Origin of the sequence: Microcoleus sp. (assembly GCF_041354475.1) — a bacterium.
Lineage (GTDB): Bacteria > Cyanobacteriota > Cyanobacteriia > Cyanobacteriales > Microcoleaceae > Microcoleus.
In genome coordinates this window covers 35184-47782 of record NZ_JBGJZU010000018.1, presented here as the reverse complement: position 1 = coordinate 47782, position 12599 = coordinate 35184, and the positions used below count along the sequence as shown (strand labels likewise).

The following is a 12599-nucleotide window of genomic DNA, read 5'->3' as shown; positions in this document are numbered from 1 at the left end:
CTCCCTCCCCTTAGTAAGGGGAGGGTTGGGGTGGGGTAAAAATTTTTGTGAATCATTTAGGATTGCTATATCTATACCGAGCTAATGTCTTTGATCCCCACAGAAAGATTACAATGACAGCGGCGATCGCAATTATTGAATAGTGAACTTCAGGATAGTCAACTAGCGGATTGTAATTTTGGTATTTGGGAAATAAAATCCTCCCAATATTAGCCATGCCATGAAAAATGATGCACCCAGAAACACTCTTTCCAGTGTTGTTATAAAGCCAAACAATAAGTATCCGCATACCAACCATACCTAGAGTTGCCCATAGTATCCATATCAAATCGTGACCCTGTTGAATGATTGATGGGTAATGCAATATTGCCCACACCAAGCCTATAGTGATGGCGGTTGTTAGTGCACTCCATCGTTCTTGCAGAGCATCAACGGCATATCCCGACCAGCCGACTTCTTCACCTGTAGCAAGGATGAAGAAGGCAACAGACATTACCGCGTTCTTTAGAAACGGAATTTCCACTCCTATAGGAAGTGGCAGTCTAAACAAGTGCATTACTCCATATATCAATAAATATATTATTGGCATCAATAAAATAACAGGCAAATACCAGATTTTTTGCCTGATTCTTGAAAAATCTAAAACTCTTTTTAACAGACTCTTTATACCAATAGTCCCCTCTTCTTGATCAACAAGGATGCAGGCAGCTATTAACGGTATAAAGGCGGCTATAAAGTCAGTAACAGGAACATCCAGAGGAAGTCCTTTAACTTTGACCATTGTTCCAATTACCCATAATGGAATAGCAAGAGCAAAAACCAGTAGAAAGAATTTTAACGGTGATTTATTTGATGATGTGCTGGTATCCATGATTGTGATTGATTAAATGTCGTTTTAGATTGATTAGTCAGAAAGTGATTTTAGATGTAACTATCTGATTATGTACGAATAAACCAATCAACAGGTCGGCGTAGTGAAACAGGCGGCGGATAACTCTTCAAATAACCCGATCGCAAGATAAATTGAATATTTTCGCCGATCGCAATTGATTGATTTAATTGTTGCCGCGTTGATGATTCTTCCAATATCTGTGTCATCGGATGGATGGCGATACCTTTTTCCCGCACTTTCAGGAAAAGTCGTTGCATTCTTCTACCAGTTTCGAGCAGTGCCGCCACCGAATTGTGCTTGCTGGTAATTAAAATCCAACCTGCTGATTCCGACACTTGCTTTTTAACTTGATCGATGCCGACCTCTCGAAAATCGTTTTTCATCACATTGTCTTTGTCGTAAAAATTCCGCACCACCCAGCCGGAAATTCCTTCTATTTCCATACTTGCGGTTGTCAGTCCGTCGCGATATTTGTCGGCATTCTTACTAGAGAATCTGATCCAGTCAGCTAATTCTTGCTGCGCTGGGTTACGATAGGCTTGCAGGCGGTTAGCAACGATTGTTTGTTCGTTGATAAATTGACTTTCTTTGCTGGTGTTAGGTAGATAATGAATAAATTCTGGTTCTGAATTGACCAGATATTTGAGGTCTTCTTTCTTCAGCACATCACTTAAAAAGTCGGAACGAACTGTGCGACGATTTTTGATTTTTGCGGTATCAAAGGGATTATTTGATGTTTGTTTGATCAGTTTTACTTCCATCACCCGATCGTCCTGATTGGTCGTAGCGAGTAAATTCCAATCGCAGAGGTAGCCAAAAGCACCAGCGGCATATTCCAGATTTTGAAGGAAAGTGCCGATCGATAACATCGTTTCTCTCTGAGTCGGGTCAACAGCCGGTAGCCATTTAGTGCGATCGTTGCCGATAATCCAGTGATAAGGTGCGAGATATTGGACAAACCACGGCTGTGTGTTATGACCGCTGGGCGCAAGGGAGGCGAGAAGCAAAATCTCTTTTTCGTCTGGCTGGAGAGTTGCATTTTTCTCGTCTGACGGTTTGATATCCGCCCTGGAAAGATTGCTTTTATCACTCAACAAATAAGCTGTTGTCACGGCTGCAAGTATTGTCCCAACCGCATTACCGATAAATTTTATTCTGTTCATAATCATCCTTTGACCTCTCTAAAACTTGAGTTGCCCAAATCACAGGAATATGCGCCGCTTCGCAAAGCCCAAAAAATTATTCTTGGAAATAATTTGAAGTGAACCTAGCTACCCATTTGAAGCCACGATCGGGAATCTCTTGAAAATCATTTTTAGAATTTTGGATTGAAATAAGTAGACCCATAACAATACAGAAAGCGGAAATAACCTCCATAATAAAGTGAAAGGGAATGACTATACACTTTAGTAAATCCTCAATAAATTCCATTTCATACTCCGTTTTGTTTACCTTTCCAAGAATGAAATAGCCTTATATTTCCTTGTGACTATAAGTGATCATACTGCTCAATATTTCTAATGCTTTTATAAGATTCTCTCTTTTTATAACACCAAGTCTTTATCCTGATTAATTCTAAGTTTTCGACTGATTTCTCTCAAGTTTTGAGTATAAACTTCAAGTTTTTGAGTATCTGCATTAAGCAAAGCATTTTCCATATTCTGAGTTATGGATTCGGCTTTAAGGAGCATATCCATTAGATTATGAGAAATATTTTGCAGTTTAGTAATGCCAATACTATTTAGCTTTCTTCCTACAATTGGGAACATCGTCAACAGGGGGACAATTATTTCTAGTACGCCATTTAATGATTGCATATGACCAATGATTAATGACTCAAAGATATGAAAAGTTTTTGTTAGTTCAATAGCAGTTTCCTGGGCTAAATCTATGGAACTCTGATTTTTTTGGATTAGTTGAGATATTTCTTTTAATCCTTTTAACTGAGTGTGGACAAAAAATCCGAAACAGGAAATAGTCAACAAAGTGCCAACGCCAAACAACCAATTGCTGACAAAATGGCCAGTTAACATCATGACAATACCGAAAGACATATAAACTAAACTCAAATTACCAATTCGATAAATATCGGCTAATGAATTAGTCAAATTGTCAGAGAATTTTTTAAACTTTAAGTTTTCGGATTCACAAATCATATTACAATCTCCATCTTAATATTATTAATTGTGTTTTGAAATTCGTCACTCCAACTGACTAAGCTACTATAATATTCATCGTTTTTTTGTGCGGTTTGGAGGCTTGGCGAAGGCTGAGGGTTGAAATTGTACGACTTGTCAAAGTCAATTAATAACTGATCTACCTCGTCAATATATTGCTCTGCCTGTACTCTGATAGTTTCTAATATGCTATGAGCGGAACATCGTAATGACACTAAGGCTTGCTGCTTAACATCAACTCCAAAAAAAGATTGACCAAGCCAAGCTCCTAAACCAGCCCCTACAATAGTACCGCCTCCTGGTTCAAGCAAAGTACCAATAGTGCCACCGATCCAGCCACCAATACTTGCTGCTGATGAATCTTCAGTAAGGATGATACCAGGGTTGATGGTTGATGAATTTAAGTCACAAATGGGAACTTCAATGCTGGTTTGTAGTATGGGAGAGGTAATTCCTTGATAGATACTTTGGCAGTAGGAATTAAGGGCTAAATGCAAACAACTGTTGAGTTTTCCTTGCCACTCTGAATCGGAAACTATCAATTTTTCTGCGTTTGTTGTATAACTGTTCAAAAATGTTTCTCCAAAATGGTCAAGTTGTGTTTTGATACTACTCAGCCGCAGGCTATCTCTCATGATTCCGTTTTCTAGTTGCGTTTGTCGATTTGCTGAAGCTTGAGCTTCAGCTTGTGTTAAATCTTTAACAGTGATTTGTGCTTCAGCCAGTTGATTCTGGAATAATATTTGAGCATTCAATAAATGCCTCTCTAGGATGCCAAGCCGAGAAATAAATGCGATCTTTTCGCCTATTGGTGTACTCAATGCTCCTTCGAGCCACTGCTCAAACTCTAGTAAGCTACTTATACCTGTTGTCTGTACTGTATGATTAGTTTTTTCCTGTAGAGATACTTTGGCATCAGCAACAAAAATACGAGGTTGCCCAACCAAGGAGTTGCCTAGTCCTCTTAGAGTAGTTTTAGCCCAAGCAAGAACATCTTCACGTTCCTCTTTGTCCACTAAGCCTATACGGTTAATTATGAAAACAATGTTGCCGTTAAGTAGCTCGTTTACTCTCCCCGCTGTATCTTTTTCTGTCTCAGATAGTAACTTGTCCGCAGATAGCACCATCACGGCAAGGTCTGATTTTTCGATCTCCTGATAAGCGCGTTCAGTTAGAGCCTGGGTGTCCATCGATCCTGGGGTATCTGCTAGGGTGCAGTGATGCTGGAGCAATGGCAGTGGAATATGCAGGACAACTTCCTCAACACCTTGTGGTGGTTTTGAGATGCCACTAGAAAGGTCAAGCAGAATGTATTTTGCTAAATCATCAAAGGGTATTGTTTTTTTGGTAATTTTCCCATTTGAAGTATGAGAGGTTACGCTGGCTGAAGGCTGGGAAGCATAACCAATTTTCGTGACTACACCTGTGGCACGATTAACACGCGAGGGTAGCATTTCAGACCCAATGATGGCATTTAGAAGAGTCGATTTTCCTGCTTTAAACGCACCAAAAAAAGTAATTTGTTTTTCCTTACGCCGAAAATTATGTTGAAGGTCTAGGATTGGTTGGAGTAAAGTTTTTACTCGATCTGGTGAATCATGTTTAGGGACAGAGGAAAACCATTTTTCTAGAGTAGAAAAGTGCCTGTCTAGAGTAGATAAAGTGACATGGGAACTCATTTTTTCACTTCCTATAAACAATTTATACAGATGTGAAAACTTTTTTATCCTCTTTGCCCGCTAAAATCTCTCTTAGTTCTTTTACAAATTGAGTGATTTCTTCAGGACGCTTATCGGCAGCAACACCAGCGATGGGAACAAGTTCAATTAATTTGCTGGCAATTGTGTCTAGACGGTTGGTTTCTTTTTCGACAGAAAAACCTGCTTGGCATTTTTGACGAATAATATCTTCTTGTTTAGCCCTCTGTTGATCTATTTGAGATTGAAGATTGTTAGTTAAATTCTTAGCCTCCTGAGAAAATTTCTGTTGGATTTTTTCACGGATATTTTTTTCTTGTTTAGAAATTTCTTCTGGTAAGCTAGTAACTATCAAACTACCTTCTTGAATGTCTTTTAACTGTTTTTTAGACATTTTAGACATTTTTTGAGGGATAGAATCAAATAGCTGCTCACCTATCATTGTGAGCATCCGTTCTGCAAATCCCTCACGCTGAAAAAGCATATGAATTAATTCCGAGACTAAATATGCTATTAAACCGATCAGAGGAGTGGCGACAGCCGAAATAGCTCCAAAAATAATAAAATCCAAAAGAATTCGTCCAATAAAACTGCCCCAGTCACCTGATCCCATCAAAGTTCCTGTTAGTCCACTAGGATCTAGCATTAGCACATTTATGGTAGACTGAAGACCTTTTTTGACTCTCCCTTTTTCTGTATCTAACTCATAACCAGCTAGTAGTTGACCACTAGAAAAGATACTACGAATCTGACTAAGTTCTAAATGAAAATCTTCAACTTGAGTTTGAACTATAGTATTCATATTCTCTATGTCTTCGTGAACCAAGGCAGGTGCTTTCTCTCCCCATTCTTCTAGCTTTTTCTTAATATATTTCTCAATTTCTCGTTTTAAAGTATTTTTCATCATATCTTGGTTGCCCAAGGATTTAAAAATATTTACAAATCCCGTTATTTCCTCAAGATTTAGTTCTTTTGAGTCCTCTTCCCAAGTCTTGTGTAAGTTGTTAATATAAGACTTTAAGTTAGCAAATAGCTTACCACTAATGATTTCACCAAATCGGGTAATTGTTTTTTGTATCTCTACTTTTTGAGCCTCTAACGCAGCTAATCCTATATCAGCTTCAACTTTGTTGCGTTCAAGTTTAACTAATGGCTCTGCTATCTCAGTTTTCTTAAAGGTTATGCCAATGAGAGCATTCTTAACAAACTCTTGTAAACTTTTAAAAGTAATCATAATTATATCTGTATTTTTTGCCTCACTTGTCAAATAATGCTCCAGTTCTGTCTCTAGGGCTGGTATAGACGAGCCTTCAAGCATTTTATAATCTATAGGATTGCTGCTACGTGCATCGAATGCTCCTTTTGCATTAACAAAAAATATGCGACGATTGTAAAAGTCTTTATCGAATTCACTTTGTTCATTTAAGAAGTGATCGTAAAGTTTTGCTTTAACCCATTCTTTAATTCCCTCAACTTCTTTCTCTTCAACTTGATTGATACGATTGACGACAAAAAATACATTGCTTAGGCGACCAGATCCCAATTTTTCTTCGATTTTTTCAATAAATTTACATTCATCCTCACTCAGAATTTTTGTTGCATCTAACAATAAAATTATAGCTTGAACTCGATTTAGGTAATTAGTAGTGACTTTTGTGCGGCTTGCCTGTTCTCCCAAGCCAGGAGAATCAATAAGTTTCACCCCGTTTTCACATAAAGAATTCAAACACTCTATCTGTGCGTACTCAATCTTTTCAAATCTATCAAGGATTTTTTTCTTATTGAGGCTTTCGATATCTTTAGGCGTTAGTTTAAACTCCTCCTTGTAATCATCAAAAGTTAAATAGCGCGGAGTTTCTTTACCTGTTTCGTATATAGCAACCTCCTTGCTTACGCCATATACTAGCATGGTAATAATGGATGTTGCTGGAGTAGCTTTTGCTATGAGAATTTCACTGCCTAAAATAGAGTTTAGTAAAGTGCTTTTGCCAGTTTTAAACTCACCAAGAACTATTACATTAAAAATTCCTTCACGAATATCTTTAGCCATCTTAACAACTACCTTGGCATCGGCGATAAGAGTTAATCCAGGTTGGTCTATTGTTCCACCTGTAGTTAAGTGAACAGATTGATTTTTTCGCTCACCGATGAGAACTGAAATATCTTCTAGTACAGAGACAAGAGTATCGCTCTTTACCTTGATAGGTCCATAGCCGCTTTCAGTTCCTGTGGCTTGATGGCTGGCAGAAGTGTTAGTAGTCATAGTTTTAGTCTCCATTGTTGTATCAAAGTTTTCAGAAATGTCAGTGCTGCCATCAGCAGCCATCTTGGCTATATTCAATTGCTCAAGTAGTTGGCTTTCAGTCTCATCTAAAGATTGTTTGTCCTGTTCATCTGCTTCATTTAGACACTGCTTCAAATGAGTTCTTCTTGTAGAGATTTCATTACAAGCATCTTCAACTACCCTCTTCAAAGTGTTGATAATAGTGTTGAATGCTACAGCAACTTGTTTATCACTGGTCAGAAAATTCTCTAGTGCTTTCTCTAGTGCTGGTACACCAGATACTTCAAGCATTTCGTTATTTATGGGGGTACTTGTACGGGCATCTAAGGCTCCTTTGGCATTAACGTAGAAAACTCTGCGGTTGTAGAATTCCTCATCAAATTCTCCTTTTTCATTAAGAAAATGATGTTCGAGTTTCATATGAGTACAGTCTTTAACTTCTTGAACTCCTTCTTCACCTGCGTCATCGTATACAGTATGGATACGATTGATAACAAAAAAAACATTGTCTAGGCGACCTTCACCCAGTTCTTCTTCAATAAACTCGATTTCATCAATACTGAATAGTTTTGCAGCATTCAATATAAAAATGACAGCTTGAGCTTTGCCAAGGTAGTTATTCTTAAGTTTGGTACGACTTACCTGCTCTCCTAAACCCGGACAATCAATTAGTCTAATTCCTTTCTCAAACAAAGGGTTCAAACATTCTATTTTTGCATAGTCAACATCTTCAAATCTACCCAAATATCCTTGACTCTCAATAGTTTCTATATCCTTTATCGTTAGTTGAAATCCTTTTTGGTAATCATCTAAAGTCAAATAACGTGGAGTGTCTTTTCTGTTCTCATATATAGCAACTTCTTTATTTGTGCCATACACAACTAAAGTGATAATAGCCGTAGCAGGAGTATGTCTAGCTATGAGTAATTTATCACCTAGAATAGCATTAATTAATGTACTTTTGCCATTCATAAACTCGCCAACAACTATTACACTAAAAATTCCTTCACGAATTTGCTTGGCTAGTCCATGAAGCTCATCAATATCCCTGTCAAGTTCTAACTCACCTACCAAAGCTGAGACTGTCTGTAGAGCAGATATGATAATTTCTCTGCGTTTCTTTATTGAAGAATAATCGCTAATAATCATCTCAAAATCCTCCTGTAACGAGTTGTTCAAGATGCTGTTTCAATTCGGGAACTGTTACACTTACCAGCCTGTCTATTTTCTCTTTCTTAGTCAGTAAATCCTGATGAGATGCGATCGCATCCTTCACACCACTACGAATCTTAGTGATTCCTTCGGTATACAAATCAGCCGTAGCTGTCTTTAGCTTATTGGTTAGTTCAACAAACTGGCTTTCAACTTGTTGCTTAATTTGTCCTTCTAGCTCCTGTATTGCGCCAATAGCCGATTCAAGAATGGCTTTTTTATCATCTGTTTCCATTGTTTTCTTGCCCAGCATCCGCACAATCTGTCCAGAGCCGATCGCAGCCAGACCAAGGGGCAGATTCGCAACTAATACTAAAAATCCACCCAACTGCAACCCTGTGGCTACAAACCCAACTTTATTTTTGCTTCTTCGAGGCATCAATAAATTTCTTAAATTTGCAGGAGTCTGGTCAAAAATACTTAGAAAGCTCTGTAAATTACTAGCTTTATCACCTAGCAACTCTCTCAAATCTCCCTGAATATTTTTATCAACCCCTTTCATTTCATTAATTAATTTATTTCTAATTGAAGCCAATTGCGAATCAAAAAACTCTGCCCAGACAGCCTCGATATATCCGGGTAAATGCCGCCTAATCGTAGTCACATCTTCGATCAGCATAATTTCCTCAGAAAGTTGCTGTCTCAGAGCAAATCCAAATCCTTCAATTTCTCGAAAGAATTCCTCTTTGAGAAAGGTATTAACGAAAATCTCTATTTTCTGTTGCGCTCTCTGAATATGGCTTTCTACCCCTTGGCTTTGTGAATCAATTTTGTCTAACAATTCCTGAAGCTCAGTTTCATTTGTAGAAATCAACGAATTTTGACGAACTGCTGATTCTGTCACCTCAGTTAGACAAATTTCTGCCGCTTGGTGCATCGCTGCTGATTTCAAAAAGCTATGTTTTTCCACTAGGTCAACTTTGACAAAATTACTCAATACCTTATAACCATTCGTAGTTACATCCCCAGACTTAAGAGCTTTGTTAGCCTTAGCAGCAGAAAATTCCATCAGCACTGACTGGCTCTCGAACGATCCTAGGAACGTTCTCACCATCTCAGAAATTGATAAACGCTCATCCTCTGGAACCAAATCCATTTGATTAATCACAATGGCAACTCTTTCCAAACCCAAGTTAGGCTTGAGAATATCTCGAACAAAATGTCGTTCCTTCTCAGAAAGCAAAGCAGTTGCATTGAGAACTAAAATTGCATAGTCAGTTCCCGCTAAGAGTTCTTTCCACTCGGCAATATTTTTGTTACCGTTAATGTTTTCTATCCTTAGTTCACAGGTTTTTAGTAGGTCACAATTTGTCTTTAACTCAATATTTAGGTAATTACTAGCCTGTGTATCTGGACTGGTGAGAAAAGACCGTAACTTTTCTACGGGGATAACCATCCTAGTACCATTTTTCGTACAAACTTCAGCATTATCTTTTTCCCCATGACTGATAACTAAACTAATTGCAGCCTTTGGTATCGGCGATGTGGGCAGCAGTTCTGGTTGGACTAAAAGAAAATTTGCAACAGAAAAACGTCCTGACCCAGCAGAGCCAACGACGAGAAGTCGCAACTTAGAGTTACTGGTCTGGTTTTTGACTGCTGTAATTAAATCAATCGTGTCCGACTCTCCAAGGACAGCAGCAGCATCTTTGACTTTATCTAAAAAGGATTGAATAGTTTCTGGCATGATTATCTCCGCTTCAATTTCTAGGGTTGAACAATTTTGCTGACTTGTTGATTTAAAGCCTCTTGGTTGAGAAGCTTCTTGCCAACAGGCTTTTCTTTGCCAGTGAGAGAGTAATAGATTTCAGAATTAGCAAAAAGTCTGAGAGCCTGAATACGCTTGGGGATTTCAGGATGACTATCATTCAAATCTTGCCATTCAGCAAACTTGTGAAACTCTCTGACTTCTGTAAATTTCCGTAGGTAGTCCTCAATATCAACTTGATTAACGTCTGCAATCCCGGTTACTAAACGCAATAAAGCTCGTTCAGCTATGGCAATATCACCACAACAGAGTAGTCCCGCCCGATCCGCTGTAACTTCTGCACGCCGAGACCAAGCCATCAAAGGGATGCCTGCGGTAGCGCGTAGCGCTACACCAATGAAGCCAAGATAGGGAGTAATTGCACCTGTCAGCATTTGAACTAACGTATGGTACATAGCGTGACCAGCCGCAATGTGTCCACATTCATGCCCAATAACAAAAGAGGCTTCTTTTTTAGAAAAATACTGGCATAGCCCAGGTGAAATATAAACCAAGGCATATTCATCAGTTCCTACCGTGTAGGCATTAAAGAAATCTGATCCGTCTTTGGTGACTGCATGGGGGATAGGGATATCCAAGGTCTTTGCACAATGAGCCACCACCTCGAATACATCAGGAAAAGATTTTTGGTCAATAAAGACACTACTAGCTAGGTCATGCCCAAACTGTAAGCTGACTAAAGCATCCATAGCTTTGTTAAGGACGGCTTTGACTGGTGTGGCATTCAATGTACGAATAATCCATTCATCTACGGGATGTGCGTATACAGGTGCAGAGGCTATGCCCGATCGCCTACCTGTATCAGAATGCTGAATGTATTCTTGGAAGCCTAAAAAAGTTTTATCTAAGTATTTGATAGTCATGGTTTTTGCTTTTTTAGTTTGCATGAGTTTGCTTTCTTATTGAACTTGATATCTGTCTACAAAGAATCAAATTAGAAACTTTTGCTTCTGACATCAATTCATGTGAATAACAAGGCATATCCATAGAGGTAAAGCCTACTTAAAATGAAAGGTAAAACTTGCGATGTGTGGTTATTTCGATTTATAGGGAAAGAACTTAACCGATTTATACAGTTACTTGTTCAGCCAAGTTCACTTGGCTGAACAAGTAACTGAGAAAGCCTTTTATCACCCTACCACTAGCAACAAAATTTCCGTCACGCCTAAAAGCAAGTGCTCAGGGAGCGCAAAGAACACTTCTTTGTTTCACTCTCTTTCTTTCTTTTTTTCACTTTCAAAGTAGGTATATGTAGCACGACCAACGAGTTCGATAATGCCAACCGCAATTCCTATCTTAACTGGTATAGTAAATGGATATCCAAGATTTGCCGCCTCCAAGCCGGCAACTGCAGTTGCATGTGCTGCCACCCCAATGCCCGATGCAATAGTGGCAGTAAGAATACCCTGAGCTGTAGCATTCTCAATGTTCACTCCGAACAGTGATCCTATTTGTATTACCATGAGTACCTCTTGTAATATAAGCGCCGCAGCATCAAGACCCACTGGGAGAACAGCGGCAGTTGCTCCACCAGCAGCTGCCCACATATGAATCTGATCTGAATGCTTTTTACAAATAGTCATACCATTCTCCTCGCTGGTTATTTTATCCAAGTTTGAGAACCCGCTAAATGCGGACTTCTTGCTTCCTTTTGCGCGCCCGCCTAACTATTTATTCGTTGCAGGCGCTAAATTATTCGATTTAGCTGCATATCAGCTTAACCCTCCGAAAAATGGAGGCAGATTTTGTCCCTATAGCTGCGACTTTAGTTGACAAGGCTACACAGATGCAGACTTTTCAGACATCCTCTTAGGTAAAATCAGATAAGTCAGCTCTCAGCACAGCAGCAATTAAACCAATCGCAGCTTTTTCCTCATCGCTCATGTGGTCACCAAAGCCAAGAAATCCTCCAGAAGCATTGGCAATATTGACTCCAAGAAAAATCAAAGCACCTTTAAAGGATTTCGATTCTTCTGTAGAAACTTTCTTGGCAAGAATGTCAGCAACATCGCCAAGCCCCTCTGATACATCACGAGAATCAGCACCATATTGCTTCATGATGTTGTTGAAATCAATCGAGACAGATGCAAAAACATCGCGTACAAGTGGAATTTTGTAGAGAGGAGCTTCTTCCACCTCTTTAACAAGAGCATGAGTTTCTTGGTCATCAATTTCTCCATCAGCGCCCGCTACAGCACTAAAAACCCACAGTGGTGAATATTGTAGAGATTGCCATTCTTCAGATGTAAATAGCTCTTTTGAAGTAACTTGTTCTTGAACAGACATAATTATTACCTTCTTTTTAAATGAATATTCCTTCAAGCCGAACAGATTGACTAGAAAAACTACTAACCCTCAGAAAAATGGAATTAGGGTTTCTTTCGTTGTTGGTTTAACCTTAAACCAATTTGCTCAATAAACTCTCCACCTTTGGGATGACTTACTGACATCAACAGGCACAGCTTCACCGCAATTTTTTTCCTGCTGTGATTCCCTTCTCTTCTTTAGGTGCAGCATCTTTAAATGGCATCTTTACGACTCACCGTTGCCGTTGTGTTCACCATTTCCC

The 12599-nt window shown here is 38.9% G+C and carries 9 protein-coding genes; all 9 read right to left on the bottom strand.

Translation table 11 applies throughout. The annotated features are described in order from the left end of the window. Positions 1 to 52: 52 nt before the first annotated feature. The 9 genes from ACBR23_RS09675 to ACBR23_RS09635 all read right to left on the bottom strand — a co-directional run bounded on the left by ACBR23_RS09675 (position 53) and on the right by ACBR23_RS09635 (position 12316). Positions 53 to 871 (bottom strand): CPBP family intramembrane glutamic endopeptidase, encoded by an 819-nt coding sequence (locus ACBR23_RS09675; protein ID WP_371118948.1) that lies wholly within the window; start codon positions 869 to 871, stop codon positions 53 to 55. Positions 872 to 939: 68 nt separating this feature from the next. After that, entirely contained in the window at positions 940 to 2055 is a 1116-nt protein-coding gene (locus ACBR23_RS09670; RefSeq protein ID WP_371118949.1) for a hypothetical protein, read from the bottom strand. Positions 2056 to 2436: 381 nt separating this feature from the next. Further along, positions 2437 to 3048, bottom strand: a complete 612-nt coding sequence (locus ACBR23_RS09665) for a hypothetical protein (RefSeq protein ID WP_371118950.1) — start codon at positions 3046 to 3048, stop codon at positions 2437 to 2439. Continuing rightward, on the bottom strand, positions 3045 to 4748 hold the full coding sequence (locus ACBR23_RS09660; protein ID WP_371118951.1) for a dynamin family protein: 1704 nt from the start codon (positions 4746 to 4748) through the stop codon (positions 3045 to 3047). Before ACBR23_RS09660 ends, ACBR23_RS09665 begins: the two co-directional genes overlap by 4 nt. Positions 4749 to 4770: 22 nt before the next feature. Further along, positions 4771 to 8199 (bottom strand): dynamin family protein, encoded by a 3429-nt coding sequence (locus ACBR23_RS09655; RefSeq protein ID WP_371118952.1) that lies wholly within the window; start codon positions 8197 to 8199, stop codon positions 4771 to 4773. A gap of 1 nt (position 8200) precedes the next feature. Then, complete coding sequence (locus ACBR23_RS09650; protein ID WP_371118953.1) at positions 8201 to 9949, bottom strand: hypothetical protein; 1749 nt, start codon at positions 9947 to 9949, stop codon at positions 8201 to 8203. Between the two features lie 20 nt (positions 9950 to 9969). Then, positions 9970 to 10917: a M48 family metallopeptidase gene (locus ACBR23_RS09645; protein WP_371118954.1), complete on the bottom strand. Its 948-nt coding sequence runs from the start codon at positions 10915 to 10917 to the stop codon at positions 9970 to 9972. A gap of 321 nt (positions 10918 to 11238) precedes the next feature. Then, a complete protein-coding gene (locus ACBR23_RS09640) occupies positions 11239 to 11643 on the bottom strand; it encodes a hypothetical protein (RefSeq protein WP_371118955.1) in 405 nt (134 codons plus the stop codon). Positions 11644 to 11839: 196 nt separating this feature from the next. Then, positions 11840 to 12316 (bottom strand): hypothetical protein, encoded by a 477-nt coding sequence (locus ACBR23_RS09635; RefSeq protein ID WP_371118956.1) that lies wholly within the window; start codon positions 12314 to 12316, stop codon positions 11840 to 11842. Positions 12317 to 12599: the final 283 nt, after the last annotated feature.